Raw genomic sequence first — 26,046 nt, 5'->3', positions numbered from 1 at the left:
ATCGTTTGACCGGGATTTGGTCGAGCGCCTAGCGTGGAGGAATGACCAGCAGCGACAACGGCCGGGAGCGCATCCTGGACGCGGCCACCAGGCTGTTCGCCGCGCTCGGCTACGACGGGACGTCCACCCGCATGATCGCGGAGGCGGCGGGGCTCAACGTCGCCACCGTCGCCTACCACGCGGGCGGCAAGCGCGACCTGTACCTCGCCGTCATGGAACGCGCCCACCAGGCCGAACGGGCGGCGCTCGAAGGCGCGCTCGCCCAGGTGCCGCGCGACGCGGAGGGGATGGTCGCGCTCGCCGACCGCTACATCGACTTCTGCGTCGAGCACCCGGAGATCCCCGCGCTGTGGATGCACCGCTGGCTGTCGGACGCCTCGGACGTCGCCCATCTTGAGGAGCAGTACGTCCGGCCCCTGATGGACATGGTCGTGTCCGCCGCCCGCAAGGTCGTGCCCGACGGCGTCGACATCGAGTACGTCGTGTGGACGATCGTCTGGTGCACCCACGGGTTCGGCGCCGGAGGCGTGCTGGACGGCGACGGGCGCCGCCGCGGCATGAACGACCCGCGTGAGCTGGCCAGGTTCCGCGCGCACATCCGCCGCCTCGTCGCGACCGCAGTCGGGCTGCCCGGCCAGGCCGCCGGATGACGTCGACGGCGGCGCTGCCGCGGCGGAGACTTCTCGGCTACGGCGTCGGCTCGATCGGGACGGGCGTGTTCTCCGCCGTCCCCGGCCTGCTGCTCCTCTACTACCTGACGGACGTGCTCGGCGTGTCCGCGGCCGTCGCGGGCGCCGCGCTCGTCGTGCCGAAGGCGTGGGACGTCCTGCTCAACCCGATCGTCGGCGCGGCCAGCGACCGGGAGGCCGTCCGCACCGGCCGCCGCACCCGCCTCCTGCTGCTCGGCGCGGTGACCGTGCCGGTGCTGTTCGCCGCGATGTTCGCCGTCCCGGGCGGCTCGCCGGGGTTCGCCGCCGCCTGGGCCGGGGTCGCGTTCCTGCTGGCGGCGAGCGCGTTCGCCTGCTTCCAGGTGCCGTACGTGGCGCTGCCCGCCGAGGTGTCGGACGACCCCGCCGAGCGCGGCCGGGCGATGGCCTGGCGGGTCGTGTGCCTGACGGTCGGGCTCCTGCTGGCGGGCGGCATCGCCCCCGCCCTCGCCGGCGTCGGCGGCGGCGGGCGCGCCGGATACGCGCTGATGGGCGTCGTGACCGGGCTCCTCATGGGCGCGGCGATGGTCGGGAGCGCGCTGGCGACGCGGTGGGTGCCGTCCCGGCCGGGGCCGCGCCCGCTGGGCCTCGCCGCCGCGCTGCGCACCGCGCGCGGGAACCGTCCGTTCTTCCTGCTGCTCAGCGCCAACGTCGGGCACACCGTCGCCGTCGCGGTCCAACTGGCGGGCGCGCCCTATGTGGCGACCTACCGGCTGGACGACTACGGGCTCACGTCCGCGATGTTCGTGTGCATGGTCGGGCCGACCGCGTTCGCCGTCCCGGTGTGGCGGTGGCTGTCCCGCAGGTACGGATACATCGACTGCTACGTGGCGGCGCTCGTGATCTTCGCGGTGACGGCCGTCGCCGTGTACCCGCTGATCGGGTCGGTGCCCGGGGTGCTGGCGCTCAGCGCGCTGACCGGCTTCTGCTTCGCGGCCGTGCAACTGCTGCCGCTGTCGCTGCTGCCGGAGACCGTCCGCGCCGACGCCGGACGCACCGGACACGCCCAGGCCGGCGCGTTCACCGGGTTGTGGACGGCCGCCGAGACCGGCGCGTTCGCCGTCGGGCCCGGGATCTACGCGCTGATCCTGACCGTGTCGTCGTTCCGGTCGTCCGACCTCGACGAGCCCGTCGTGCAGCCGGGGTCGGCGTTGACCGGGCTCAGCGTCGGGTTCTCGATCGTCCCCGCGTTGCTGCTGTCGCTGAGCGTGCCGCTGGCGTTGGCGTACCGGCGGGCCGCCGCCGTCCATCGCCGCGCGGGCGGGGCTGGAAAACTGGAGGAAGAGCAGGGACATGCCGTCTGACCGTCTCCCCGAAACCGGCCGTCCCGCCGGGGAACTGCTCGCCGAGCTGGCCCGGCTGCGGGACGCCGACCTGCCCGTTCGCGGTGGCCAGGTCACCGCCTACGTCTACGACACCGGGCGCGAGGCCGTGCACGCCCTCGCCGCGTCCGCCTTCCAGGAGATGCTGGAGGTCAACTGCCTGGACCCGACCGCCTTCCCCAGCATCGTCGCGCTGGAACGCCAGGTCGTCGGCGCGGTCGCGGACCGGCTCGGCGGCGGCTCCGGGATCTTCACCAGCGGCGGCACCGAGTCGATCATGCTGGCGGTCAAGGCGGCGCGGGATGTCCGTTCGGTGGACGGACGGCCCGAGATCGTGGTGCCGGCCACCGCGCATCCCGCCTTTCACAAGGCGGCGCATTATCTGGGCGCGAAGGTCGTGCAGGTTCCCGTCGACTCGTCATTCCGAGTTGATCCCGTTGCTGTCGCCGGTGCGATTACGGCGCGGACGGTATTGGTCGTCGCGTCGGCTCCGTCCTATCCGCAAGGGGTCATGGATCCGGTTCCCGAGATCGCGGCGGTCGCGGCGTCCGCCGGGGTTCCGTGCCATGTGGACGCGTGCGTGGGCGGCTGGGTCCTGCCCTGGCTGCGGGAGGCGGGACGCGACGTGCCGCCGTTCGACCTGTCCGTGCCCGGCGTGACGTCCCTTTCCTGCGACCTGCACAAGTACGGATATGCGCCGAAGGGGGCGTCGGTCGTCCTTTTCGCGGACGAGTCGCTGCGTCGGTGCGCCTATTTCGCGTCCGCGGAATGGCCCGGATACACCGTCATCAACGCGGGTGTGCAGAGCAGCAAGAGCGCCGGGCCGCTGGGTGCCGCCTGGGCGACTCTGAACGCGGTCGGTGCGCGCGGGTATCGCGAACTCGCCGAGACTTCGATGAAGGCGGCGGAACGGCTCATCGAGGGCGTCGCCGAAATTCCTGGGTTGCGGGTGCTCGGGCAGCCGGTCGTTCCGCTCGTCGCCGTCGCGTCGGACGACCCGGAACTCGATGTCTTCGTCATCGCCGACGAGGCGCGGGCGCGCGGCTGGTTCTTCCAGCCTCAGCTCTCCTACCAGGGAATTCCGCCGAACCTGCATTTCACGCTGACCGGCGTCAGCGACGTGGAGGCCCTTCTCGGGGCGCTTTCCGACGCCGTCAAGGCGGCGCGGGCTGCTGGACCGCCGGACGTTCCGGCTGGTCTCGCGGACGCGCTCGCCGGTCTTGACCTGGACGGTCTCGACGACGCCGGGTTCGGGGAACTGCTCGCGTCGGTCGGCGTCGATCCTGCGGAGAGCGGCGGCGCGATGGCGACGGTCAACGCCATTCTGGACGTCCTGCCGCCCGCGACGCGCGAGGCGCTTCTGATCCGTTTCCTGTCCGTACTTTATGCGCGGTAGGCCCCGGCGTCGCGGTTAGTTGAAGCGAATGAGGCGTTTGACGATGGACGGCTTCTCCAGCGGCTGCCCGAGTTGCAGGGGGACAACCGCCGCTCCGGCCTTGACGGTGCCGACCTTCTTGCCGGTGGGCGCCGCGTGCGGCGGGTTTCCCTTGACGGCGACCCGCACGGTGAGCCCGGGCCAGCCGACGACCGTCACCGGGGACGCGGCGCGCAGCGGCGTCGTCCCGCCGAGCCCGTCGTCGACCCGCGCGACCCGCGCGCCCTTCGGCGCGAGCGTCGCCGGGACCAGCGCCGCCTCCGCCGCGAAGACCAGCCGCTCCGCCGCGCTGACCGCGCCCGCCGCCGTCGGGGAGTGCTGGCCCATCACCGCGCCCACGAGCAGGACGTTCACGCCCCCGACGTTCTTGCGCGCGGCGAACACGAAGTTGCCTCCGGCCGCGTCCGTGTAGCCGGTCTTGCCGCCGACGACGCCGTACTGGCCGAGCAGGAAGTTCCCGCCCTCGCGGGGCGGCGTGCCGTCGTCCGGGACGTAGGCGCGGTTGTTCACGATCTCGGTGAACGCTGGGATGGACATCGCCGCGCGCAGCAACTTCACCTGATCGGCGGCGGTGCTGACCGTCCCGGAGTCGTATCCGCTCGGGTCGGTGTAGCGGGTGCCGGTCATCCCGAGGGATTTCGCGGCCTCGTTCATCTTGGCCACGAACGCCTGCTCGTTTCCGGAATCCCAGCGCGCCAGCTCATGCGCGATGTCGTTCGCGGAGATGACGAGCAGTGCTTCCAGGGCCTTCCGCTGAGTGAGCCTCTGGTTCGCGGTCACGCCGAGCAGCGACTCCCCGCGCTTCTTGCGCGCTGGGATCTGCGCGGCCGCCTGCGGCGAGACCGTTAGGACCGGGCCTGGCTGCGCCTGCTTCAACGGGTGCTCGCGGAGGTAGACGTAGGCGGTCATGACCTTCGCGACACTCGCCGTGGGGATCGACGTCGCCCCACCGGACGTGCCCATCGTCCCCAGGCCCTCCACATGGACCACCGCTTGTCCCACGGTCGGCCACGGCAGTGCCGGAGCCTGTCCGGGGAAGGCGTGGCTGGACGCGATGAGCTGCTTGACCGTCGGGTCTGGGACTGGACGGACGAGCTGGCCCGCGACGACCCCGACTATCAACACCAGGGCGGCGACGAGGACGACGAGTCCGCGCCGTCCGCGCTTGGGCTTGCCTTCGGGTGCGGGCTGCGGGAGCGGCGGTGTGGGTGGCGCGGGCGGCGCGGCTACGGGTGGCGCGGCTACGGATGGCGCGGCTACGGGTGGCGCGGCTACAGGCGGCGCGGCCACGGGTGGCGCCGCTACGGGTGGCGCGGACACGGGCGGCGGGGGAGGGGCGGGAGTGGAGGCGGCTGGGGCCTGCCCCCCGTCCCAGGGGACGACCCACTGGCCGGATGATCGGACGGCCGGAGAATCCTCCGGCGTATGGCCGGGAGTGGGGAGGTCGGGCAGACGTTCGACACGCGTGGGCCCTGCCCCACTCGGTGGGGGGACGTCCTGTGCGGTCTCAGGCTCGTCCTGCACGGGCTCGGGAAGTTGGACGAACCAGGGCCCCTGCGACGGAGCGGGCGCGGGCTCCTCGTCTTGCTCCTCGTCGTGCTCGTCCTCGGGCTCGTCCGGCTCGGGCTCCGGCTCCGGCGTCGGTTCGGGCTTCGGAGTCGTGGGGCGTTGGATCGAGATGTCGGGTCTGGTCAGCGACACGTTCTTCGGGACGGCGAACTCGGCGGTCGCCGTCCGCGCCGACTCGCGCTCGTCGTCCTTCGGTTCGTTCTCCTCGGAACCGGACGTCACCGGTTCCTGCTTGGCGTCGTCCACGGCCCCGACCTCCTCGGCTGGCGCATACCAGGCAGACGGAGCCGTCTTTCCCCCGACAACCCCCGTGCATATGTGAGGATGCGAAGTTTATCGAGAAGGTTCGGCAGACTTCGCACAGGCCGCGCCGATGTCGCGCCATGCACACGTCCGCGCCCCCGCCTGATCGGCCCGGATCCTAAGGAATGAGCCGGTTTCTGTCGGGTAGGGCCCGGCTCGTCCCCGGGCCGCGGAGGCGGACCCCACGAGGCTCTAGAGGAGTGTGCGATGGCAGCGAAGGTCCGCGACATCATGACCGGATCCCCCACCTCGGTGTCCCCGGAACTCGACCTCGTGACGGTGGCGCGGGCGATGCGCGACGAGGAGATCGGCGCCGTGCTGGTGGCCGACGGCGACGAGCTGATGGGGCTCGTCACCGACCGCGACCTGGTGATACGCGGGCTCGCCGCCGGCGGGGACCCGAAGGAGGCGCCGGTCGGCCGGATCGCCAGCAGCGCGACGGTGACCGTCGGCCCGGACGACACCCTCGACCGGGCCGCGCAGATCATGCGGGAGCGGTCGGTGCGCCGCCTGCCCGTCATCGAGGACGGACGTCCCGTTGGCATCGTCACGCTGGGCGACCTCGCGCGTCAGGGGAGGACGGACAGCAGCCGGTCCAACTCGTCCTCGGTGTTGTAGTAGTGCAGGGAGGCCCGTACCGAGTGGGGCACGGCGCCCGCGTCATATCCGTGGTCGAGCGGATCGGTGACCTTGACGTTGACCCCGCGTTCCCTGGCGGCCTGCTTGATGGCGCCAGGCTCCATCCCGTCCACGGTGAACGTGACGATGCCGCACTGCAACGCGCCCTTGTCGTGGAGGGTGACCCCAGGCCGGGCGGACAATTCTTCCCGCAACCTCGACCCGAGCCAGATCACCCGCTCTTCGATGGCCCGCATCCCTAGGTCGGCCGCATAGTCGGCGGCGACACCAAGCCCTATCTGCCCGGCGACATATCGCTCCCACGTCTCGAAGCGCTGCGCGGTCTCACGGATCTCATAGCCGCTGGACGGCGACCAGGAGGCGGCCTGCAGATCGAGGAAGGGCGGCTCCAGCGTCTGGACGATTTCGCGCCGCACGTAGAGGAAACCCGTTCCGCGCGGGCCGCGCAGGAACTTCCGTCCGGTCGCGGAGAGCATGTCACAGCCGATTTCGGTGACGTCCACTACGAGCTGCCCCACCGACTGGCAGGCGTCCAACAGGAACAGGACACCGTGCTCCCGGCAGAGGCGTCCGACCTCCGCTGCCGGGTTGACGAGCCCGTTGTGCGTCGGGATGTGGTTCAGCGACACCAAACGGACATTGCCCTTGGCCAGCTCTGCTTCGAGGGCGTCCAGTGAGAGCGTTCCGTCCGAGTCGTCTGGGACGACCTCCACGCTGACACCCCTGGCCGAGGCCACCTGGTGGTAGGCGATGGCGTTGCTGGAGTACTCGCTGGTCGTGGTGAGGATGCGGTCGCCTTCGGTGAAGGGGATGGCGTAGAAGGCCAGGTCCCACGCCCGGGTCGCGTTCTCCACATAGGCGATCTCGTCCGCGCGCGCGCCGATCAGCTCCGCGATCGCGCCGTAGAACCGGGCGATGGCCGTCTGGTTCTGCTCGGCGGCCTCGTAGCCGCCGATCGTCGACTCCAGCTCGAAATGGTCCGTGACGGCGTCGATCACTGGACGCGGCGGCAGCGCCGCGCCGGCGTTGTTGAGGTGGGCGACCTTCGCGCAGCCGGGGGTGTCGGCTCGGAGACCGTCGATGTCCACATGCGCCCTTTCGTCGGAGGAGGCGTCCCGGAGCCGCGCGGGGGCGGGAGCGTCCGGGAGGCCCCGGCGAGAATGTCGTACCCATGCGCGACCCTGAGTCGACTGGCGGCGACTTGACCTCAACCATCGTTGAGGTCGCAGGCTGGCTCTCACCAGACTAACGATCGACGGGGTTCGTCATGGACATGGAAGTCACCGCGTGGATGTCACTGCACCACGCGATGCACGCGCGCGACAGCAGGCCGTTCTCGAAGGCGACCCTGCGCCGGATCGCCGGTTTCGCCCGCCCGCACAAGCGCACGCTGGCCGCGTTCCTCACGCTCAGCGTGCTGATGGCGGTGCTCGCGGTCGCGACGCCCGTGCTGGCCGGGCAGGTCGTCGACGCCATCGTCGACAAGTCCGACTCGTCCACGGTCGTCTGGCTCGCCATCCTGATCGCGTGCCTGGCGTTCGCGGAGGGCGGCCTCGGGCTGGCGAACCGGTGGCTGTCCGCGCGCATCGGTGAAGGTCTGATCCTCGACCTGCGCACGTCGGTGTTCGACCACGTCCAGCGCATGCCGGTCGCGTTCTTCACCCGCACCCGGACGGGCGCGCTCGTCAGCCGTCTCAACAACGACGTCATCGGGGCGCAGCGCGCGTTCAGCGACACCCTCTCCGGAGTGGTCAGCAACCTGGTGACCGTGCTGCTCACCTTCGCCGTGATGGTGCGCATCTCGTGGCAGATCACCTTGCTCGCCCTGGTTCTGCTGCCCGTCTTCGTCCTGCCCGCCAGGCGGATGGGGAGCCGCCTGGCCCGGCTCGAACGCGAGGCGGCCGGGCACGACGCCGCGATGAGCACGCAGATGACCGAGCGCTTCTCCGCGCCCGGCGCGACGCTGGTCAAGCTGTTCGGCCGTCCGGCCCGGGAGTCCGCCGAGTTCGCCGCGCGGGCCCGGCGCGTCCGCGACATCGGCGTCCGGACCGCGATGGTGCAGCACGTCTTCATCACCGCGCTGACCATGGTGTCGGCGCTGGCGCTCGCGCTCGTCTACGGGCTCGGCGGCGTGCTGTCGCTGCGCGGCCACCTCGACGCGGGCGCCGTCGTCGCCCTCGCCCTCCTGCTCACCCGCCTCTACGCGCCGCTGACCGCGCTCGCCAGCGCCCGCGTCGAGGTGATGAGCGCGCTGGTCAGCTTCGAGCGGGTCTTCGAGGTGCTCGACATGAAGCCGCTCGTCGCGGAGAAGGCCGAGACGCGCACCGTCCCGGACGGGCCCGTCTCCGTCGAGTTCGACGGCGTGACGTTCGCCTACCCGTCCGCCGACAAGGTCTCGCTGGCCTCGCTCGAAGAGGTCGCCACCCTCGACACGCGCGGCGGCGTCGACGTCCTGCACGACGTGTCGTTCCGCGCCGAACCCGGGCAGATGATCGCGCTCGTCGGGTCGTCCGGCGCGGGCAAGTCGACGATCGCGCAGCTCCTGCCGCGCCTCTACGACGTCGACTCGGGCGCCGTCCGGCTCGGCGGCGTCGACGTCCGCGACCTGTCCTTCCAGCACATCCGCGACACGCTCGGCATGGTCACGCAGGACGGCCACCTCTTCCACGAGACGATCCGCGAGAACCTGATGCTCGCCCGTCCCGAGGCCGCGGAGGACGAGCTGTGGGACGTCCTGCGCCGCTCCCGCCTCGACGCCCTCATCGCGGGACTGCCCGACGGGCTCGACACCGTCGTCGGCGAACGCGGCTACCGGCTGTCCGGCGGCGAGCGGCAGCGGCTCACGATCGCCCGGCTGCTGCTCGCCCACCCGCGCGTCGTCATCCTGGACGAGGCCACCGCCCACCTCGACTCGACGTCCGAGGCCGCCGTCCAGGAGGCGCTGACCGAGGCGCTCGACGGGCGCACCGCCGTGGTCATCGCGCACCGGCTCAGCACCGTCCGCGCCGCCGACCAGATCCTCGTCGTGGAGGACGGCCGCATCGTCGAACGCGGCACCCACGACGCGCTCCTCGCCGCTGAGGGCCGCTACGCCGAGCTCTACCGCACCCAGTTCAGCGAACGCCCGCCCCTCGAACCCGCCGTCTGACGTGCGGTTGGAGAAGGGGCCGGAGGGGAGGAGTACGCCGTGACGTGATCGAGAGCCGACGCGCGGAAGGACGCGGAAAGGACGCGGAAATGGTCGATCGGAGCCAACTGCCCGCACCCGAGCAAGGGCTGGTGCTGACGCACTTCCTGACCGTGCGGGACGTGGCCCGTTCCCGCGCGTTCTACGCGGACGTCCTCGGCGGCGAGGTCGTGCTGGACGAGAACCCCGCCATCGTCAAGGTCGCGAACACCTGGATCATCATGAACCCGGGCGGCGGGCCCACTCCCGACAAGCCGGGCGTCGTCCTCAGGGCCCCCGAGCCGGGCGACCCGGTCTCGGCGTTCATGAACGTCCGCGTGGCCGACATCGCCGCGTTCTACGAACGCGCCCGCTCCCTCGGCGCCGAGTTCCTGACCGAGCCGCTCGACCGCAAGGCCGAGATCCGCTGCTACATGCGCGACCCGGACGGCCACCTCATCGAAGTGGGCGAGGCGACCGGCATGCTCAAGGGCATCTACGCCAACCCCACCCCCACCTAACCCTCACCACCGGGGCGTCCCGGTCGGGGGCGGTTGCAGGGCGCCCCTGACCGGCGGCCGTTGTCCGTCAAGGCGTCCCGGGGGCCTTCATGGGAGGTTGGTGAGGGTTCGGTGGAGGGCTCGGAGGACGTGGGAGCGCCAGCCGCTGCCCATGCCGCGGAAGGCGAAGGCGTGGACGGGGTCGTCCAGGTCGAAGCCCGTGTGCCGGATGAACATGCGGGTGCCGCGCCCCTCCGGGACGAGCCGCCACGTCACCGTCGTGTCGAGCCCGCCGCCGCCCCAGGCGATCCGCAGCAGCCGCGGCTCGTCCAGCTCCAGGACCCGGCAGGCGATGATCCCGTCGAAGCCGATGTTCGGGATCGGCCGGGTGGTGAACGCGAAACGGTGCCCGACCACGGGCTTGAAGTCGTTCGGCATCAGCCAGCGGGCCAGCAGGTCGGGGTCGGTGAGCGCCCGCCAGACCTTGGCGGGCGGGTGCGGCAGGAACTCGTCCACCTCGATGGACGCGGGTTCGTCGCGCATGCCGTCCTCCTTCGCGTTCGTCTTCCTCATCAGATCCGGCGGAACCGGGCGACCGCGACGGCGGCGGAGACGACGATGATCCCGGCCGTCCACGCGAGTGCGATGGCCACGTCGCGGGCGCCGCCGTTCAGCGCGTCGGCCTGCGTCAACGACCTGACGGCGTTCATCATGGCGGTGACTGGTCGGGGCGGACGAGCGTCGCCACCGACCGCACGAACGTCGTCTTCCCCGCGCCGTTCGGCCCGAGCAGCGCGACGACCTGGCCGGACTCGGCGACGAGGTCGAGCCCGGCGAGGGCCTCCACGGAGCCGTACCGCTTGGCGAGCCCGGCCGCCTCCAGCACTGGCGTCATGTCTCGCCCTCCTCCTCGTCGAGGAGTTTGCGCAGGTCGGAAAGCTTTTCGCGCCAGAACCGCTCGTACGGGTGCAGCCATTCGGACAGTTCGCGCAGCGGCCCCGGCTCCAGCCGGTAGATGCGCTGGCGGCCGTTGCGCTGCTCGGTGACGAGCCCGGCGTCCCGCAGCACCTTCAGATGCTCGGAGACGCTCGGCCGGCTCATCGTGAAGTGGGACGCGAGGTCGTTCACGGGACGCGGCCCGTCCAGCAGGAGCCCGGTCAACTCCCGCCGGACGGGACTCGCGAGCGCCGCGAAGACGTCCGCGGTCACGCTTCGGCCAGGACGAGGCCGTTCCCGTCCGGGTCGGTGAGCGCGGCCTGCCGCCCCCACGGGAGGTCCTGCGGGCCGTCGACGTCCACCCCGGCCTGCCGGAGCCGCTCGCAGTCGGCGTCCAGGTCGGACGTCTCCAAGATCAGGCCGTGCAGGCTCCCCGGCGTGTGTCCGGGCACGTGGGCGGCGAGGACGACGTTCGTCTGCGCGCCCTTGGGGGCGAGTTGGAGCCAGCGCACCGGTCCCGTGGACTGGTCGGCCACGACCTCGAAGCCGAGCGTGTCCGCGTAGAAGGACTTGGCGGCGTCCTGGTCGGACACCGGAACGGTCAGCAGCCGCACATGCGTGATGTTCATGTGCCAGACGATACGTAGGTGATTCCCTACCTGTCAAACGTAGGGAATTACCTACGCATAGGCGGGCGTGGGCGCCTCGACGGTGACCGCGCCGGACGTCGGGTCGCAGAAACCCTTGGCTATCAGCCCGTCGTAGCAGTACTCGGGATGGCGTCCGGGCTTCAGCCGGACCGCCCACACCGCGCCGGACGCGCCGCCCCGCTCGGCCGACAGCGCCTCGGCGAGGGCCGCCACCGCGCGCCGCCGGTCGGCGCTGATCCCGCCCGGGCCCGCGCGCCGCGAATCATGGCAGCGCACGTCCCAGCTGTACAGGCTCGCGTTCGTCCGCGTCTGCACCGTCTTCATCGGACCCCTTCGTCCAGCCCAGCCCGTCCACCCGCGCGGGGCCCCGCCCCCGCCGGTCGGGGTCCGGCGGCCGGGGCCTCCCGCAGCCGCCCCCGGCCGCCGGTCTCGGCGGACCGCGCGGGAACGCCGGGTGGACGACCGTCCGAAGGCGCGCGCCACGCCCCATCCCCCAACCCGAGGACAGGCCCCACCCCCGTCCGGCCGGTACCCATCCTCGCGGGGCCACGGCGGCGGCACATCGGTAGTTACACCGATCGTCCGTACCGAAACCGCTCGGCGGGGCGCGTGCGACCCGTCCGGGAGTGGACACCTCCCTACCCGGGGCGGACGATCAAGGTCGCTGTCCGTGGCGGCATGATTACAATCCTGACGTCCCCTCGTAGCCGGGCTTCCGGCGGACTGACTCGGAGGCAGCCGTGGTGCGGAACGCGACGCTGGAGCGACAGACGGGAAGACTGCCCGCGGAGTTCACGAGCTTCGTCGGCCGGGACGCGGAACTCGTCCGGCTGCGGCGCCTCGTCGGCGAGCACCGCCTCGTGACGCTGACCGGGCCCGCGGGCGTCGGGAAGACGAGGCTCGCCGTCCGGACCGCCGCGCTCTCCGAGGAGGCGTTCGACGAGGGCGTCTACTTCGTCGGCCTGTCCGGGCTGACCGAGCCGTCGCTGCTGGCGCAGGCGATCTGCGACGCGCTCGGGCTGGCCGAGCAGGCGGGCGAGTCCGCGGTCGGATGCCTCGTCGACCATCTCGCCGACCGGCGGCTGCTGCTCGTCCTCGACACGTGCGAGCACCTGCTGGACGAGTGCGCGATGCTGACGGAGGCGATGCTGCGGACGGCCCCCGGCCTGCGCGTCCTCGCGACGAGCCGGCAGGCGCTCGACGTCATGGGCGAGCACACCGTGGTCGTCGCGCCGCTCGGACGGTCGGATGACGGCGACGGCGACGGGGACGGCGCGGTCGACGGCGAGTGCGACGCGGTCAGGCTGTTCGCCGAGCGCGCCGCCGCCGCCGTCCAGGGGTGGACGCTCACCCGCGGCAACCGCGACGCCGCCGTCCAGCTCTGCGACCGGCTCGACGGCATCCCGCTCGCGATCGAGCTCGCGGCCGTCCAGCTCCGCGCGTTCTCGCTCGACCAGGTGCTCGGACGCCTCGGCACCCACCTGTTCCAGGTGCGCGGCAGGCGCACCAGCGTGCGGCGCCACCAGACGCTGCGCGCCGCGGTCGACTGGAGCCACGAGCTGTGCTCGCCCGAGGAACGGCTGCTCTGGGCGCGGCTCTCGGTGTTCGCCGACGGCTTCGACCTCGACGCCGCGGAGAACGTCTGCGGCGGCGACGGGCTCCCCGCCGACCACGTCGCGGACGTCCTGACCGGCCTGGTCGAGAAGTCGATCGTGCAGCGCGCCGACCGCGGCGGCGAGGCCCGCTACCGGATGCTCGACACCCTCCGCGAGTACGGCGCCGAGCGCCTCGCCGGGCTCGGCGGCCGGGACCGCCTCCGGCACGCTTGTTTCGCCTGGTACGTCGGGCAGTTGCGGCGCGCCCGCGCGGAGCTGCCCAGCGCGGCGCAGATCCACTGGCTCGAATGGTTCGACTGCGAACGCGGCAACATCCGCGCGCTGCTCGGGCACGTCGTCGCAACGGCCGAACCGGACATGCTCCGCGACGCCGTGGAGACCCTCGGCCGCTTCTGCGCGCTGCGCGGGACGGTCGGCGAGGGCCGCCACTGGGTCGACCGCGTCCTCGAAACGCGCGACACGACCGGGCCGGGCTGGGCGGGCCTGCTCGCGGTGGCCGCCCTGACGATGACGCTCCAGGACGACCTGGCCAGGGCGAGCGAACTGCTGGACCGCGCGGAGGCGCAGGGCCGGGCCGAGGACGATCTGCGCGGCATCGCGCTCGCCGTCGGGGGGAAGGGCATCGTGGCGCTGTTCGAGGGCGACTTCGACCTCGTGCTGCGACTGCTCGGCTCGGCCGGCGAGGTGGCCCGCGACAGCGGCGAGGACGACCTGCTGTTCCTGCTCATCGACGTGTTCCGCGGTGTTGCGTACCTGTTCAAGAACGAGTTCACGGCGTCCGTCGCGCACGCGGACGCGGCCGCCCAGGCCGGTGCGGAGCGCGGCGAGCTGTGGGTCCGCTCATACGGCATGCTCGTCTGCGGACTCGCGCTGTGGCTGGCGGACGACCTCGACGCCTCGATGGAGCAGCTCCGCCGGGCCCTGCGGATCAAGCGCGACCTGGACGACGAGCTCGGCACGACGCTGGCGCTGGAGTCGATCGCCGCGTGCCTGTCCAGCCGGGGCGAGGCGGCGCGCGCCGTCCGGCTGCTGGGGGCCGCCGACCGGCTGCGCGAGTTCACGCAGACGTCCTGGTTCGGCCCGCATCACGCGCTGCTCCGCGAGATCCACATCGATCGGGCGCAGCAGGCCCTCGGCGAGGAGGCGTTCCGCGCGGCGCTCGAGGAGGGCGGCCGGCTCCCGCTCGCGGACGCCGTCGAGGACGCCCTCGGCGAGGGACCCGAGGGGGAGGGGGCGCGGACCGGCGGCCCGCTCACCAACCGGGAACTGCAGGTAGCGGCGCTGGTCGCGGAGGGCCTGTCGAACCGCGCGATCGCCGAACGGCTGACGATCGCCAAGCGCACCGCCGACTCGCATGTGGAGCACATCCTCGCCAAGCTCGGCTACTCGTCGCGCGCGCAGATCGCCACCTGGATCACCGCGCAGAAGAGCTGACCCTCCGTCCAGGTCCGGCCTGCGGGTTGTGCGCGCCGACGCGAATTCGTCACGGTGGTGCCACGGTGGGCGACGGCAGGGCGGACGCGATGGGGTTAGAGGCGACCGAGCGCACAGACGACAACGAACACCACGGCGGGGCGCCTCCTCCCGAGGGGCCGGGGGACATTCTCGGGCGGTTGGCCGCCATCGACCGGCGCCGCCTTCCCGACGCGAAGACCGCCGACGACCTGAACCGATTCGCGGACGAGGGCCGCACACGCGTTCTGGTGGTGCTGCTGGCAAGCGCGTTCGCCCGTCTCCTGCCCGGCCGGACGTCCGCGTTGACTGCGACGGCGTCGGTCCTGGTCATGGCGGGTTGGCCGTACGTGCTCGGGCATGCCGTCGGCGGCCTGGCGGAGGACCATCCGCTGCGCGGCGAAACAGGCGAACTGCTCGTCGTGTCGGCGTCGGTCACCACGGTGCTGATGCTGGGTCTCGGCTGGTACGCGTGGCGCTGGACGGCGGTCCTCGCCGAAGGCGTCTCCGACCTCCTCGCGGTGTCGGCGGAACGGCGGGCGTTCCTCGCCTGGCTGCGGACGCGCTACCGTCTCGGTCCGCAGTTCGCGGCAGGAGCGGGCGGCGCGGTCCTGTCGTCCCTTCTCGTCTACGCGATGTCGCACCAGGACACCGGTTCCGTCGCGGTCAGCACGTGGATCTACCTGTGCTGCGTCTGGACGGGTTTCATCGGCGGTGGCGTCGTGTACTGGCTCTACACCCTGGCGGAGGTTCCGCTGCGCCTGCACCGGTGCGGGGACTTGCAGATGGCGTGGCTGGACCCGGCGCACACTCCGGCGATCGTCCAACTGTGCCGGGTGTACGCGCGCGTCGCGATCGCCACGGCGGTGGGCGTCCTGCTGGCCGAGGTGTCGACGGTGAGCGTGACCAGTGACCGTCCGGGCGCGTTGATGGAGGGGTTCTACGTAGGGTTTCCCGTGCTGGCGGTGGTGACGGCCCTGTATGTCGGCGTCCAGCCTTATGTCACCCTTGCGCACCTGGTCCGGCGTCACATCGACACGATCGTCGACCCGCTGATGGCGCAGACGCACCGTCCGCCCGGACACCTCCTCCTCTCCCACGACCTGCCCGGCGCGTTCCAGGCGTACACGCATTTCCGCACCCTGCGCCGCCTGCCGATAAAAACAGCGACCATCTTGCAGTACGTGACGGGAATAATTGCCTCGCTGGCCGTCTTCTTCGTCCAACGCCTATTCACCTGACACGCGGCGATCCCTGGTCATGTGTGATGCGCCCCGGCGGGCGGCGGAAAGAGGAACGTTCCGGTGCCGTCGTGATCGTTCGTGCCGAGGAAGACGCAATGTCTGGATTGGCGCCAGATTGACGTCCGGCGGATGAGTGTGCTTCTGACAGTACTGCTACTGTTCTGTCATGGAGATTATCATACTTTTAGCAATGACTTCTGTACACTTTGTGTCCGTTATTTCGGTGCTCCTGTTCTATCGGTTCGGGCGACTGTCCGCGCCAGGGCGCCTTGTGCTCGCTCGCGCCCAGTTAGCCGGGACGCTCGGCCCGGTGGGCGCGTTCGTGGTGCTCTACGGAGCCGGGGTGTTCGTGCTGACGGCGGGCGGCCTGGCCCTCGGCGAGCTGGTGCAGCGCGTCGAGGGCCCCGTAGACCGAGCGGTTTTCGAGATGATGGAGGACCACTACGACCCGCAGTGGGCCGATCCGGTCGAGTTGGTCGGACGGTTGGGCAACGTCTGGCAGACCCGGTTCGTCGCCCTCCTGGCGATCGTCGTGCTCACCGGGGTCGCATTGTGGCGGCGAGAACGGCCCTGGGTTCCTGCCTTTCTCATCGGTACGTCCGTCCTGGTGCAGAAATTCGATCAGGCGGCGCTGGCCAAGGTCGTGGACCGGGGACACCCGCCGACCACGCTGGGCACCTTTCCGTCCGGTGGCTGCGCGCGGGTTCTGGTGATCTACGGCACGATCACGTTCCTCACTTTGGCCTATTCGCGTGCGGGTCGGGCCGTGAAGATGTGGAGTTGGAGCGCCATCGTGACCCTCGCCTACGTCGAGGGATACACGCGCACCTATTTGAACAAGCATTGGGTGACCGATGTATTCGGAGGATGGGCGGTCGGCGGGGCGATGCTGCTCGTCACCGTCTTCGCGGCGCGAGCCTTGCTGGACGCGGGACGAATGGCACCGGACGGCGACGCAGCACCGATCCGCTCCAATCCCGACCGGACGCCCCGCCCCCGCTGTGTTGAGAGGACAGGGTGCTCGGTAGGGCGAAACTTCTCGTCGTCCCGTTTTGGCCGTATGCGCTGGCTGACCGCCCAAACGGAGAGTCCGCAGAGGGCGAAGGCGGCTCCGAGAATGGCGGATCCGGTCCATCCGGCAGCGGAGTAGACCGTCGTGGTGGCGGTTGCCCCGAGGGCTGAGCCGAGAGAGTAGAAGAGCATGTATCCGCCGATGGCGCTGCTCGTCTGGTGCGAGTAAACGGTGGTGAGCAGGTGCTGGTTGCTGACGTGCACCGCCTGGACCGCGAGGTCGAGGACGATGACGCCGACCACGACCAGCCAGAGTGACCACGTCGCCTGACCGGAGGCCAGCCAGGACGCGGCCAGGAGCGCGAGTCCGACTCCCGTGACGAGATTGGCGCGACCGGCATCAGCCCACCGGCCCGCCCTTGCGGCACCCAAGGCGCCGGCGAGGCCCGCGATTCCGAAGAGACCGATTTCCGCGGAGCTCAGATGCCAGGGTTCGGCTGCGAGCGGTAGTGCCAGCCCGCTCCAGAGCGTCCCGAAGGAAGCGAACAGAAAGAACGCGATCAGGCCGCGCGAGAGGAACACGGGCTCGCGAAAGAGACGACCGAGTGAGACCAGCACATGGCCGTACGTCGCGTCAGTGGAGCGATTGTCGGCTGGCAGCAGCTTCAGGACGAGAAGAGTCAGCGCGATGAGGAGTACGGCAAGCGCCACGTAGATGCTTCGCCATCCCCAGACCGCGGCGAGACTTCCCGCGAGGACGCGCGATCCGAGAATGCCGATGATGACGCCGGAAGTGACGATTCCAAGCGTCCGGCCCCGGTCGGCGGGCGTCGCCAGGTCGGCGGCGAACGCGACGGTGGTCTGGACGACGACCGCGAACAGTCCGGTCAGGGCAAGCCCGACGAGCAGGAGCCAGAGTTGGGTGGCGACCGCCGCCAGCACCATCCCGACCGCGGCGAGGAGCAGGTGGCTCGCGATGAGCTTGCGCCGATCGAGCATGTCTCCCAGCGGTACGAGGAAGGCCAGGCCGATCAGGTAGCCGACCTGCCCCGCGGCCACGATCCAGCCCAGGCCCGCGTCCGCCACGCCCAGGTCATGGCCGATCTGGGCGAGGACGGGCTGCGCGGCGTAGATCGTGGCGACGGCGACCGAGCAGATCACTGCGAGCAGCGTCCTCCGGCCGAACGTGAGGCTCACGGGAGACTCCAATCAGTAGCAGATTGCAACTAAGCTGACCGTACGGCAGAATAGTTTCAATCCGCAACTCATCTGGAGGTGTGATGACCGCCACCGCCCGCCTCGGCGACATGGACTGGACCGACTCCAGCTGCCCGGTCGCCCGTGCGCTCGACCTCGTCGGAGAGCGGTGGAGCCTGTTGATCATTCGCGACGCGATGGACGGCGCCCGGTCGTTCACCGACTTCCAGCGGTGCACCGGGATCGCGCGCAACATCCTCACCGACCGCCTCCGGCGGTTGGTCGAGCGCGGCATCCTCGACCGGCGGACGGCACCGTCAGGCCGTCGGCAGGTCTACGTACTCACCGACGTGGGACGCGACCTCTTCACCGTCATCGTGGCCATGCGCCAGTGGGGCGAACGTCATGCGTTCGCTCCGGACGAGGCCCACTCGGTCCTCGTCGACGAGAGCGGACTCCCGCTCGCGCAGCTACGCGCCACCGATTCCCACGGCGCACCCGCGAGCATCGACACGACCGCTGTCCAGCGGAAGGACCAGAGCCCGCAACCTGGGGCAAGGTAGATCCCTGAGACGCGGCCCGCATCGTGGTAGAGGTAGGTCCATGTACTCGACGCAGGTCACCCGTCGCATCGACGCGCCGCGTCCCGTGGTGTACCGGGCGCTTCTCGACGGGGACGCGATCGCGGCTTGGCGGGTGCCGGACGGCATGACCAGCCGGGTGCACGAGTTCGACGGACGTGAAGGCGGCGCCTTTCGCATCTCGCTGACCTATGACGAGCCGACCGCGACCGGAAAGACGTCCGCCCACACCGACACCTACCACGGCCGGTTCGTGAAGCTCGTACGGGACGAGCAGGTGGTCGAGGTCTTTCAATTCGAGACCGACGACCCGGAGTTGAACGGCGAGATGACGATGACCACGACACTCGCCGACGCGGACGGAGCCACCGACGTGACCGTTCTGCACGAGGGGATGCCCGACAGCGTGCCCGCCGCGGACAACGAACTCGGCACCCGAATGGCCTTGGACAACCTTGCGAGATTCGTCGAACGCGGCGAGCGCGGAACGGGTTAGGGCGAGTCCTCCACCAGTCGGGCGGCCAGGATCGTTGCGCCCTTCACGGCTGCCTGGTCGTCCAGTTCGGAGTGCAGGAGGCCGGGAGGCGGGCGGAACGTCAGCCGGGCCGCGAGGCGTGATTCGAGCGGTTCGAGGAGTCCTCGGTCCGCCTTCGCCAGGCCGCCGCCCAGGATGATCAGGCCCGGGTCCATGAGGAGCGTTGTGGCGGCAAGGCCGTCCGCCAGGCAGTCGAGGGCTTCCGTCCAGACCCGCGCTGCCTTTTCCTCGTTCTTGTCGGCTCGGGCTATGACCTCCTCAGCTGGGACGTTGCCGCCGTAGCGGCGGGAGATCGCGGCGGCGGAGGCGTACGTCTCCAGGCAGCCCCGGTTGCCGCACGCGCAATCCTCGCCGTTCGGCCGGACGACCACGTGACCGATCTCACCGCTCCAGCCGGCGACACCCGAATACGGTGTGCCGCCGATGATGAGGGCGGCGGCGATGCCGGTGCCGATGGCCACGAAGACGAAGTCCCCGGCATTGCGGCCCGCGCCGAGAACGGCCTCTCCGAGGCCGCCCGTGCGAACGTCCTGGCCGATCGCGACGGGAATCCCGATGCGTTCCCGCACCAGTTCCAGCATGGGCACGTCCCGCCAACCGAGGTTCGCGGAATTGACGGCGACGCCCGCCTTCTCGTCCACGATCCCGGGGACGGCGATTCCCGCGGCGCGGGCCGGAGAGCCGACTGCGGCGGCGCGCGCGACCAGGTGGGCGGCGAAGTCCAGGATGCCGCCCACCGGGTCCACGTGGTCGGTGGGCCACGACTCGGTCGCCACCACCGCGGAGTCCCGGGTGATGGCGGCCTTCATCGTGGTCCCGCCGACGTCGAGTCCGATCAGGCTCATTTCACCGAGCCCGCGGTGAGGCCGCCGATGAGGTAGCGCTCGATGAAGATGAACAGGATGACGACCGGCACGATCGCGATCAGCGACGTCGCGAAAAGGAACTGCCAGTGCGCCTGGTATTGCGTCACGAACGACGGGACGCCGACGGTCAATGGGCGCCGGTCCGGCGACGCGGTGACCGTCAACGCCACGATGTACTCGTTCCACGCCGCGATGAACGTGTAAACGATCGCGGTGACGACGCCCGGCATGGAAATGGGCAGTGTGACGCGGGTGAGCGCGCCGACGCGCCCGGCGCCGTCCAGGAAGGCCGCCTCCTCCAGCTCTTTCGGGATGCTGGAGAAATAGCCGTGCAGGATCCAGATGCAGAACGGCAGGTTGAACGCCGCGTTCACCAGGATCAGCGCGAGCAGCGTGTCGGTCAGGTTGAGCGCGACCATTTCCCGGTAGATGCCGATGACCAGCGCCGTCGGCGCGAACATCTGCGTCACCAGGACGAGCAGCAGGAAGGCCCCCCGCCCGCGGAAACGGTTCCGCGCAGTGTAGTACGCGGCGGGCATCGCGCACGCGAGCGTCACGATAGTCGCGGCGGCCGCGACGGTGAGCGAGACCCGCAGATATGTCCAGACCGGCGCGGCCGACCAGACGTCGATGAAGTTCGACCACGTCCAATGCGACGGGAGGTAGGTGCCCGGCGACTTCGTCAGTTCCTTCTCCGGCTTGAGCGCGGTGATGAACATTTGTAGGTACGGCAGCAGGAAGACGAAGGCGACCAGCCAGCCGAGCCCGGTGAGAACGACCCGGCGAGTCATCGGCCCCTACCTTTCTGGGGGGCGACCCCCAGGCCCCCGAGCCGGAGGTTCGATGATCCTCGCTTCGCTCCGGTCATCGAACCTCCTCCCGCCAGCGCGCGGCACGCAGATAGAACAACACCATGACAAGGATCAGGGCGAAGTTGACGACCGCCATGGCGCCGGACTCGCCGACGTGCTGGTCGTAGAAGGCAAGTTTGTACATGAACGTTGTTGTGGTGTCGGTGTCGCTGCCCGGCCCGCCCGCGGTCATCGCCCAGATGATGGGGAAAGAGTTGAACACGTTGATGACGTTGATGATGGACGCGATCAGAATGGCCGGGCGCAGCAGCGGAAGCGTGATGCCGAAATAGGTCCGGAACGCGCTGGCGCCGTCGACCCGAGCCGCCTCGTACACGTCCTCCGGAATCGTCTGGAGCCCCGCGAGGATCACGAATGACGTGAACGGCAGCGAGACGAATACCGCGACCCACATCATCCACAGCATCGCCTGGCCCGGATGCGCCAGCCAGTTCACCGGTTTGTCGATGATGTGGAGGTCGAGCAGAACGCGGTTGACGAGCCCGGAGTAGTTGTCCAGCATCCATTTCCAGATCAGCGCCGTCATCAGCACCGACGCCGCCCAGGGGACGATGACGGCCCAGCGGACGACGCGCCGTCCGGGGAAGCGGGCGTTCAGCAGCTGGCCGAGCGCGAGGGACAGCGTCATCGTGATGACCACGATCCCACCGACCCACAGCAGCGTTCGCAGCACGACGGGGATCAGGTCGTCCTCGTCGAACAGGTCGGTGTAGTTGGTGGTGCCGTTGTAGCCGACGGTGACGCCGGACGAGGTGATGTGCTGCAGCGACGTCCGCACCATCTCGATGACGGGCCACAGCACGACGACGCAGATCAGCACGAGGGACGGGCCGAGCCACGCCAGCGGCGTCAGCGCCCGTCCGGTCCGGCGGAGCAGGGAGGGGCGGGGGGCCTGGGAGGTGGCGGCCCCCCGCCGCCTGGTCTTGAGATCCTGCACTCAGCCGGCCTTCTCGGCGGTCTCCTGGATCTTGTCCAGAACCGACTTCGGGTCTTTGTTCGCGACGGAACTGCCGAGGTCCTGCTTGACCGCGCCCGCGACTGCGGACCACGCCGGGTTGGTCGTGGGGGCGAACTTGGACGTCGGGAGGGCGTCCACGAACTGCTTCATGTACGGGTCGGCGCTGAGCGCGTCACCGGCCGACTTCGTCACCGGAAGGAAGCCCTCGGTGGTGAGGAACTTCGAGGTGTTCTCCTTCTGGTAGAAGAAGTCGAGGAACTTCTTGACGGCGTCCTTGTTCTTGCTGTCGTCCTTCTTGAAGGCGGCGAGAACGTCCATGACGCCGAGCGTGTTGTGCTCGCTGCCGCTCTTGCTCGGCAGCGGCGCGACGCCGAAGTTCAGGCTCTTGTTCACCGGGTCGATGAATCCGGCCTTGGTGAACGGGCCGCCGATGGCCATTCCGACCTTGCCCTGCGCGAACTGGTTGAACACCGTCTTCCGGTCGGTGCTCTCCGGGTTCGGCTGGGTCAGCCCGGACTTGTTGAGGTCCTTCAGGAAGGTCAGCGTGTCGATGTTGGCCTGCTGGTTGATCGCCCATTTCCCGGACGCGTCGACCCAGCCGCCGCCATTGTTCATCGCCCACGAGTAGAACTCGGCCTGCGCCTCTTCGGGGCCGAGCGGCAGACCGTAGCCGATCGTGCTGCCCTTCTTGATCTTCTTCGCGTCGGCCTTGACCTCGTCCCAGGTGGCGGGCGGGGACTTGATGCCGGCCTTCTCGAAGAGGTCCTTGTTGTAGAAGAGCAGCCGGGCGCTGGAGATGAACGGGAGGCCGTACTGCTCGCCGTTGTACTTCGCCTGCTCGACGAACGTGGGGGTGAAGTCGCTGAGCGTCGTCGGGGACAGCACCTCGGACGCCTTGTAGATGAGGCCGTCCCGCGCGAAGTCGGAGAACGCGTTGTAGTTCAGGACGTCGGGGACCTGCTTGGTCTGGACGTAGGTCTTCACCTTCGCGTCCATCTGGGACCAGTCGACCATCTCGAGGTTGACCTTGTAGCCCGAGTTCTTGGCCTCGAAGTCCTTGATGAGCGCGTCCCAGTAGGGCTTCGTGTTGTCGTCGTAGATCGCGGCGACGAACTTGATGGTCTTTCCGTCCGAACCGCTGTCCGATGAGCTGCCCTTGCCGCATCCGCTGACGCCGAGCGCCACGGTCAGACCCGCGGCTACGACGCCCAGGAGGTGCCGTTTCATCTGTCCCCGCCTTCTCCGCCTTGCAATGGTGGACGCATGGAGGCGCGCCCGTGCTGAGGTGTGCCGTATTTCCTGCGCTGAGGTCGCCCTGCCGTGATCGGCTCCGAATGCTCCGTCAACCCCGGGGAGCCGAGTACTGCGGTCGGGAATCACATGTTCACGATGTGCGTCCGGCGATCCCGGACCCGCCCCGGCGCCCCCCTTCGCGCATGAAAAAATGTGCGCGATGTGAATGCTCCTTGAACACAAACGCGCGTTGTGGCCATGAAGATAAACACTGGTCCGTACCAGTTCAAGGGTTCGATTACGCAAGAGTCTTAACCGTTATCGACCATCCTGAGGTGGGCTGTCTGGTCTGGTGCACACGCTGGGCTGGTCTGGTCGGCCCAACAGGAGTGTCCCTCCGTTCACTCTGAGCGCACACTCGCCGTTCACTCGCCCGTCCTGTCGCGGACATCGGAGGCGGTCGCCGCGGGTCATCCGGCCCGCCGTTGGCTTGGTGCCTGTTTTGCCGCTCTTTGACCGGGTACTTCGGCCGCCGTACCGAGACCGGACGACAGCCACGAGATGGAGCCGAGATGAACTTCCGGACGGGCCTGGCAGCCGGCGCGGGTGGAGCCGCCGCCGTGCTGTCGGCCCGGAGCCTGGCCGGACGGCTGGCGCGCGCCGCCGTCCGACGGCTGGAGAGGCGGCTCGAACGGGCCGTCCGGCGGCTGACGACGGCGGCCGAGGAGGGCGGTCCGCTCATGCGGGCGGCACTGGCCGGGGTCACGGCGCTGCACGACGGGAAGTCCCCGTTCCGCGCGCTGCTGAGCTTCGGCTGGACGGCCCTGAAGGAGACCCTCGCCCGCATCTTCGGCCGCGGCCGCAAGGCGAGGGTCACCAACATCGTCGAGCAGACCGACATCGGTGTGCCGCGCCGCGTCGTCTACGACCAGTGGACGCGGTTCCAGGACTTCCCGTCCTTCATGAAGAAGGTCGTCAGCGTCGATCAGACCGACGAAACGAAACTGAACTGGAAGGCGAAGGTCTTCTGGTCCAGCCGGACGTGGGAGTCCACGATCGTCGAGCAGGTCCCGGACGAGCACATCGTCTGGCGCTCGAAGGGCCGCAAGGGACATGTGAACGGGACGGTCAGCTTCCACGAACTGTCGCCGAACCTGACGCGGGTGCTGCTCGTCCTCGAATACCACCCGCGCGGGCTGTTCGAGCGGACCGGCAACCTCTGGCGCGCGCAGGGCCGCCGCGTCCGCCTCGAACTCAAGCATTTCCGCCGCCACGTGACCTCGCGTGCGCTGACCCGGCCGGACGAGGCCGGGGGCTGGCGCGGCGAGATCCGCGACGGCGAGGTCGTCACAACCCCTGAATGAGGAGCGAAGAATGAAACGCGGAAGTCGGACGGGCCGACTGCCCGTCGGCAACATCGGAAACAACATCGGGAGCGTCGCGGGACGGCTGCCGGGCCGCCGCCGCAGCAGCGGCCTCAGCCGGATCACGAAGAATGTGCCCGGCGGGGGACGGGCCGCCGGGACGGCCGGAGGCGTCCTGCTCGGCGCCAGCGCGGCGGTCGCCGCGACCAAGGCGATCAGCGGGCGGCGCGACTCGTCCGCGGAGCAGGACGACACGTCCGGCAAGTCCAAGTCCGGCAAGTCGGACGCGAAGTCGAACGGCAAGTCCGGCGGCAAGTCGGGCGGGAACGCCGAGCACAACGGCTCCGGCCTGCTCGGACGGCTCAAGGACACCGCGAGCGACGCCCTGCCCGACTCCCTGCCGTCCGCCCTGCCCGGCGTCGGCGACAAGGGCAAGGGCAAGGGCGGTGGCAAGGGCGGCAAGAAGGTGAAGGTCACCAACATCGTCGAGCAGATCGACATCGGTGCGCCCCGTCGCCTCGTCTACGACCAGTGGACGCAGCTGCAGGACTTCCCGGCCTTCATGAAGAAGGTCGTCAGCGTCGACCAGGCCGACGAGACGAAGCTGCACTGGAAGGCGAAGGTCTTCTGGTCCAGCCGGACGTGGGAGTCGACCATCGTCGAGCAGGTCCCGGACGAGCACATCGTCTGGCGCTCGAAGGGCCCGAAGGGCCACGTCGACGGGACCGTCAGCTTCCACAAGCTGTCGGCGAACCTGACGCGCGTCCTGCTCGTCCTCGAATACCACCCGCAGGGGCTGTTCGAGCGGACCGGCAACCTCTGGCGCGCGCAGGGCCGCCGCGTCCGGCTGGAGCTGAAGCACTTCCGCCGGTATGTGATGACCCAGTCGCTCACGCACCCCGACGACGTCGAGGGCTGGCGCGGCGAGATCCACGACAGCGAGGTCGTCCGGACGCACGAGGAGGCCCTGGACGAGGAGGAGCGCGAGTACGAAGAGGCCCACTGAGCCGGGTCAGCCGGTTACGACCGCTCTGACCAGCCGGAAGTAGTCGAACGGGCGCAGTGAATCGGTGCGCCTCCACAGTTCCGGCGGAACGGCGTCGGCAAGGCGGACGTTCTCGGCGACATCGGCCCCGTGTCCTTTGAGGAGGGCGTCGATGTCGCCGGGGGCGAACGCGGTCCGGTAGGGCTCGCCGGATTCCGCGACGACCCGTTCGGCTGTTTCGCCGTAGGCGTCGCCTTCGGCGTCCCGCAGTCCGGCCGGGAGCGCGTAGTCCATGACGAGTTCGGTCCCGGGCGCGAGCCGGCCGACGCGGGCGAGGGTCGCCGCGACGGCTTCGCGGGTGAGGTAGAAGCTGACGCCGAGCCAGCTCACCAGCGCGGGTCGCTCGGCGTCGAGTCCGGCGGCTTCGAGTCGGGCGACGAGATCGTCCGACTCGAAGTCGACCGGGACGAACGCGACGGACGCGGGCACCGGAATTCCGGCCGATTCGAGCAGGCTCTTCTTCCATTCCTGCGTCGCCGGACAGTCGACCTCGAACACCTTGACTCCGGCGTCGCCGCGATAGCCGTAGGTGTCGAGACCCGCGCCGAGAATGACGTACTGCGTGTGCCCGCCGAGCCGTTCCTCGGTATACCGACTCCGCACGGTCGTGATGGCCCGCGTCCCGGCGAGGATGATATGAGCGCCCTGCGCGCGGTGGTAGCCGATCATCTCGTCCGCGCGGCCGCCGAGCAGCCGTGCGGCCACGGTGTCGGCGAAGATCCGCGGCTCGTCGTCGGCCACCAGGTGGGCGGCCCGCGCCGCCGCCGAAGAGAACGCCGTCGCGCTGGGCTTTCCCGCATCCATGTAACCGCTCCCCTTTCGTCGAAGGGGGAGCATATATGCCA

The 26,046-nt window shown here is 69.9% G+C and carries 27 protein-coding genes and 1 pseudogene; 13 read left to right on the top strand and 15 right to left on the bottom strand.

The features are described from left to right. Positions 1-41 precede the first annotated feature (41 nt). The 3 genes from FXF65_RS32815 to FXF65_RS32805 are packed head-to-tail and all read left to right on the top strand — an operon-like array spanning position 42 to position 3,425. A complete protein-coding gene (locus FXF65_RS32815) occupies positions 42-650 on the top strand; it encodes a TetR/AcrR family transcriptional regulator (protein WP_148353949.1) in 609 nt (202 codons plus the stop codon). Further along, entirely contained in the window at positions 647-2,011 is a 1,365-nt protein-coding gene (locus FXF65_RS32810) for an MFS transporter (protein WP_148353948.1), read from the top strand. The genes FXF65_RS32815 and FXF65_RS32810 overlap by 4 nt, the downstream gene beginning before the upstream one ends. Further along, positions 2,001-3,425: a pyridoxal phosphate-dependent decarboxylase family protein gene (locus tag FXF65_RS32805; protein WP_148353947.1), complete on the top strand. Its 1,425-nt coding sequence runs from the start codon at positions 2,001-2,003 to the stop codon at positions 3,423-3,425. Before FXF65_RS32810 ends, FXF65_RS32805 begins: the two co-directional genes overlap by 11 nt. Before the next feature lie 15 nt (positions 3,426-3,440). Here FXF65_RS32805 and FXF65_RS32800 read toward each other — a convergent pair whose 3' ends face one another. After that, positions 3,441-5,279, bottom strand: coding sequence for a D-alanyl-D-alanine carboxypeptidase family protein (locus FXF65_RS32800; protein WP_246199280.1), 1,839 nt, complete (start codon positions 5,277-5,279; stop codon positions 3,441-3,443). A 264-nt stretch (positions 5,280-5,543) separates the two neighbouring features. On the opposite strand from FXF65_RS32800, the gene FXF65_RS32795 reads away from it, so the two are divergent. Beyond that, positions 5,544-5,954 carry a CBS domain-containing protein gene (locus FXF65_RS32795; protein ID WP_148353946.1) on the top strand — a complete coding sequence of 137 codons (411 nt, stop codon included), beginning with the start codon at positions 5,544-5,546 and terminating at the stop codon, positions 5,952-5,954. Here FXF65_RS32795 and FXF65_RS32790 read toward each other — a convergent pair. Further along, the gene (locus FXF65_RS32790; RefSeq protein ID WP_148353945.1) at positions 5,906-7,063 is read right to left on the bottom strand and encodes an aminotransferase class V-fold PLP-dependent enzyme; all 1,158 of its coding nucleotides are present in this window, start codon (positions 7,061-7,063) and stop codon (positions 5,906-5,908) included. The two genes, FXF65_RS32795 and FXF65_RS32790, sit on opposite strands and share 49 nt — an antisense overlap. 179 nt (positions 7,064-7,242) lie before the next feature. On the opposite strand from FXF65_RS32790, the gene FXF65_RS32785 reads away from it, so the two are divergent. Both FXF65_RS32785 and FXF65_RS32780 read left to right on the top strand, forming a co-directional pair. Beyond that, positions 7,243-9,123: an ABC transporter ATP-binding protein gene (locus FXF65_RS32785; RefSeq protein WP_148353944.1), complete on the top strand. Its 1,881-nt coding sequence runs from the start codon at positions 7,243-7,245 to the stop codon at positions 9,121-9,123. 89 nt (positions 9,124-9,212) lie between these two features. After that, a complete protein-coding gene (locus tag FXF65_RS32780) occupies positions 9,213-9,662 on the top strand; it encodes a VOC family protein (protein ID WP_148353943.1) in 450 nt (149 codons plus the stop codon). A gap of 87 nt (positions 9,663-9,749) precedes the next feature. Here FXF65_RS32780 and FXF65_RS32775 read toward each other — a convergent pair whose 3' ends face one another. The 6 genes from FXF65_RS32775 to FXF65_RS32755 are packed head-to-tail and all read right to left on the bottom strand — an operon-like array spanning position 9,750 to position 11,551. Beyond that, complete coding sequence (locus FXF65_RS32775) at positions 9,750-10,184, bottom strand: SRPBCC family protein (protein WP_148353942.1); 435 nt, start codon at positions 10,182-10,184, stop codon at positions 9,750-9,752. A gap of 29 nt (positions 10,185-10,213) precedes the next feature. Continuing rightward, positions 10,214-10,354, bottom strand: coding sequence for a hypothetical protein (locus tag FXF65_RS44070; RefSeq protein WP_187412622.1), 141 nt, complete (start codon positions 10,352-10,354; stop codon positions 10,214-10,216). Then, on the bottom strand, positions 10,351-10,536 hold the full coding sequence (locus tag FXF65_RS32770; protein ID WP_148353941.1) for an ATP-binding cassette domain-containing protein: 186 nt from the start codon (positions 10,534-10,536) through the stop codon (positions 10,351-10,353). Before FXF65_RS32770 ends, FXF65_RS44070 begins: the two co-directional genes overlap by 4 nt. After that, the gene (locus FXF65_RS32765; RefSeq protein WP_148353940.1) at positions 10,533-10,850 is read right to left on the bottom strand and encodes an ArsR/SmtB family transcription factor; all 318 of its coding nucleotides are present in this window, start codon (positions 10,848-10,850) and stop codon (positions 10,533-10,535) included. Before FXF65_RS32765 ends, FXF65_RS32770 begins: the two co-directional genes overlap by 4 nt. Next, positions 10,847-11,206, bottom strand: coding sequence for a VOC family protein (locus tag FXF65_RS32760; RefSeq protein WP_148353939.1), 360 nt, complete (start codon positions 11,204-11,206; stop codon positions 10,847-10,849). The genes FXF65_RS32765 and FXF65_RS32760 overlap by 4 nt, the downstream gene beginning before the upstream one ends. 51 nt (positions 11,207-11,257) lie before the next feature. Continuing rightward, entirely contained in the window at positions 11,258-11,551 is a 294-nt protein-coding gene (locus FXF65_RS32755) for a hypothetical protein (RefSeq protein ID WP_148353938.1), read from the bottom strand. Positions 11,552-11,967: 416 nt separating this feature from the next. Between FXF65_RS32755 and FXF65_RS32750 the strand changes: the two genes are divergently transcribed. Continuing rightward, the gene (locus FXF65_RS32750) at positions 11,968-14,277 is read left to right on the top strand and encodes an ATP-binding protein (RefSeq protein ID WP_246199279.1); all 2,310 of its coding nucleotides are present in this window, start codon (positions 11,968-11,970) and stop codon (positions 14,275-14,277) included. A gap of 65 nt (positions 14,278-14,342) precedes the next feature. Continuing rightward, complete coding sequence (locus FXF65_RS32745; RefSeq protein WP_148353937.1) at positions 14,343-15,536, top strand: hypothetical protein; 1,194 nt, start codon at positions 14,343-14,345, stop codon at positions 15,534-15,536. A gap of 292 nt (positions 15,537-15,828) precedes the next feature. On the opposite strand, the gene FXF65_RS44875 is transcribed toward FXF65_RS32745, so the two are convergent. Continuing rightward, positions 15,829-16,197, bottom strand: a complete 369-nt coding sequence (locus FXF65_RS44875) for a hypothetical protein (RefSeq protein ID WP_222868874.1) — start codon at positions 16,195-16,197, stop codon at positions 15,829-15,831. Here FXF65_RS44875 and FXF65_RS46320 point away from each other — a divergent pair. After that, positions 16,090-16,383, top strand: a pseudogene (locus FXF65_RS46320) (hypothetical protein); the annotation flags it as partial. The gene FXF65_RS44875 and the pseudogene FXF65_RS46320 overlap by 108 nt on opposite strands. Here the strand turns inward: FXF65_RS46320 and FXF65_RS32735 are convergent. Beyond that, on the bottom strand, positions 16,368-17,747 hold the full coding sequence (locus tag FXF65_RS32735; protein ID WP_222868852.1) for an MFS transporter: 1,380 nt from the start codon (positions 17,745-17,747) through the stop codon (positions 16,368-16,370). The pseudogene FXF65_RS46320 and the gene FXF65_RS32735 sit on opposite strands and share 16 nt — an antisense overlap. Before the next feature lie 83 nt (positions 17,748-17,830). Here FXF65_RS32735 and FXF65_RS32730 point away from each other — a divergent pair, with 83 nt between their 5' ends. Next, on the top strand, positions 17,831-18,310 hold the full coding sequence (locus FXF65_RS32730; RefSeq protein ID WP_148353935.1) for a winged helix-turn-helix transcriptional regulator: 480 nt from the start codon (positions 17,831-17,833) through the stop codon (positions 18,308-18,310). Positions 18,311-18,350: 40 nt separating this feature from the next. Next, positions 18,351-18,824, top strand: coding sequence for an SRPBCC family protein (locus FXF65_RS32725; protein ID WP_148353934.1), 474 nt, complete (start codon positions 18,351-18,353; stop codon positions 18,822-18,824). Here the strand turns inward: FXF65_RS32725 and FXF65_RS32720 are convergent. The 4 genes from FXF65_RS32720 to FXF65_RS32705 all read right to left on the bottom strand — a co-directional run bounded on the left by FXF65_RS32720 (position 18,821) and on the right by FXF65_RS32705 (position 22,786). Next, positions 18,821-19,708, bottom strand: coding sequence for an ROK family protein (locus FXF65_RS32720; protein ID WP_148353933.1), 888 nt, complete (start codon positions 19,706-19,708; stop codon positions 18,821-18,823). The genes FXF65_RS32725 and FXF65_RS32720 overlap by 4 nt on opposite strands. Beyond that, positions 19,705-20,520, bottom strand: coding sequence for a carbohydrate ABC transporter permease (locus FXF65_RS32715; protein WP_148353932.1), 816 nt, complete (start codon positions 20,518-20,520; stop codon positions 19,705-19,707). The genes FXF65_RS32720 and FXF65_RS32715 overlap by 4 nt, the downstream gene beginning before the upstream one ends. 73 nt (positions 20,521-20,593) lie before the next feature. Next, positions 20,594-21,538, bottom strand: coding sequence for a carbohydrate ABC transporter permease (locus tag FXF65_RS32710; protein ID WP_246199278.1), 945 nt, complete (start codon positions 21,536-21,538; stop codon positions 20,594-20,596). Then, positions 21,539-22,786, bottom strand: coding sequence for an extracellular solute-binding protein (locus tag FXF65_RS32705; protein WP_148353931.1), 1,248 nt, complete (start codon positions 22,784-22,786; stop codon positions 21,539-21,541). It abuts the gene before it with no gap. Between the two features lie 578 nt (positions 22,787-23,364). On the opposite strand from FXF65_RS32705, the gene FXF65_RS32700 reads away from it, so the two are divergent. Then, the gene (locus FXF65_RS32700) at positions 23,365-24,156 is read left to right on the top strand and encodes an SRPBCC family protein (RefSeq protein WP_148353930.1); all 792 of its coding nucleotides are present in this window, start codon (positions 23,365-23,367) and stop codon (positions 24,154-24,156) included. 10 nt (positions 24,157-24,166) lie between these two features. Then, the gene (locus FXF65_RS32695; protein WP_148353929.1) at positions 24,167-25,162 is read left to right on the top strand and encodes an SRPBCC family protein; all 996 of its coding nucleotides are present in this window, start codon (positions 24,167-24,169) and stop codon (positions 25,160-25,162) included. A gap of 6 nt (positions 25,163-25,168) precedes the next feature. Here FXF65_RS32695 and FXF65_RS32690 read toward each other — a convergent pair whose 3' ends face one another. Further along, the gene (locus FXF65_RS32690) at positions 25,169-26,005 is read right to left on the bottom strand and encodes a class I SAM-dependent methyltransferase (RefSeq protein ID WP_148353928.1); all 837 of its coding nucleotides are present in this window, start codon (positions 26,003-26,005) and stop codon (positions 25,169-25,171) included. Positions 26,006-26,046 lie beyond the last annotated feature (41 nt).

It is taken from the genome of Actinomadura syzygii, assembly GCF_008085905.1.
GTDB classification, from domain to species: domain Bacteria; phylum Actinomycetota; class Actinomycetes; order Streptosporangiales; family Streptosporangiaceae; genus Spirillospora; species Spirillospora syzygii.
The sequence above is the reverse complement of the archived record's forward strand: the minus strand, read 5'-3'. Positions and strand labels throughout refer to the sequence as shown.

Bases quoted from the DNA above. Each gene is read 5' to 3' on its own strand.
- FXF65_RS32815 (WP_148353949.1), top strand. From the start codon at position 42: ATGACCAGCAGCGACAACGGCCGGGAGCGCATCCTGGACGCGGCCACC.
- FXF65_RS32810 (WP_148353948.1), top strand. From the start codon at position 647: ATGACGTCGACGGCGGCGCTGCCGCGGCGGAGACTTCTCGGCTACGGC.
- FXF65_RS32805 (WP_148353947.1), top strand. From the start codon at position 2,001: ATGCCGTCTGACCGTCTCCCCGAAACCGGCCGTCCCGCCGGGGAACTG.
- FXF65_RS32795 (WP_148353946.1), top strand. From the start codon at position 5,544: ATGGCAGCGAAGGTCCGCGACATCATGACCGGATCCCCCACCTCGGTG.
- FXF65_RS32785 (WP_148353944.1), top strand. From the start codon at position 7,243: ATGGACATGGAAGTCACCGCGTGGATGTCACTGCACCACGCGATGCAC.
- FXF65_RS32780 (WP_148353943.1), top strand. From the start codon at position 9,213: ATGGTCGATCGGAGCCAACTGCCCGCACCCGAGCAAGGGCTGGTGCTG.
- FXF65_RS32775 (WP_148353942.1), bottom strand. From the start codon at position 10,184: ATGCGCGACGAACCCGCGTCCATCGAGGTGGACGAGTTCCTGCCGCAC.
- FXF65_RS44070 (WP_187412622.1), bottom strand. From the start codon at position 10,354: ATGATGAACGCCGTCAGGTCGTTGACGCAGGCCGACGCGCTGAACGGC.
- FXF65_RS32770 (WP_148353941.1), bottom strand. From the start codon at position 10,536: ATGACGCCAGTGCTGGAGGCGGCCGGGCTCGCCAAGCGGTACGGCTCC.
- FXF65_RS32760 (WP_148353939.1), bottom strand. From the start codon at position 11,206: ATGAACATCACGCATGTGCGGCTGCTGACCGTTCCGGTGTCCGACCAG.
- FXF65_RS32755 (WP_148353938.1), bottom strand. From the start codon at position 11,551: ATGAAGACGGTGCAGACGCGGACGAACGCGAGCCTGTACAGCTGGGAC.
- FXF65_RS32730 (WP_148353935.1), top strand. From the start codon at position 17,831: ATGACCGCCACCGCCCGCCTCGGCGACATGGACTGGACCGACTCCAGC.
- FXF65_RS32725 (WP_148353934.1), top strand. From the start codon at position 18,351: ATGTACTCGACGCAGGTCACCCGTCGCATCGACGCGCCGCGTCCCGTG.
- FXF65_RS32720 (WP_148353933.1), bottom strand. From the start codon at position 19,708: ATGAGCCTGATCGGACTCGACGTCGGCGGGACCACGATGAAGGCCGCC.
- FXF65_RS32715 (WP_148353932.1), bottom strand. From the start codon at position 20,520: ATGACTCGCCGGGTCGTTCTCACCGGGCTCGGCTGGCTGGTCGCCTTC.
- FXF65_RS32705 (WP_148353931.1), bottom strand. From the start codon at position 22,786: ATGAAACGGCACCTCCTGGGCGTCGTAGCCGCGGGTCTGACCGTGGCG.
- FXF65_RS32700 (WP_148353930.1), top strand. From the start codon at position 23,365: ATGAACTTCCGGACGGGCCTGGCAGCCGGCGCGGGTGGAGCCGCCGCC.
- FXF65_RS32695 (WP_148353929.1), top strand. From the start codon at position 24,167: ATGAAACGCGGAAGTCGGACGGGCCGACTGCCCGTCGGCAACATCGGA.
- FXF65_RS32690 (WP_148353928.1), bottom strand. From the start codon at position 26,005: ATGGATGCGGGAAAGCCCAGCGCGACGGCGTTCTCTTCGGCGGCGGCG.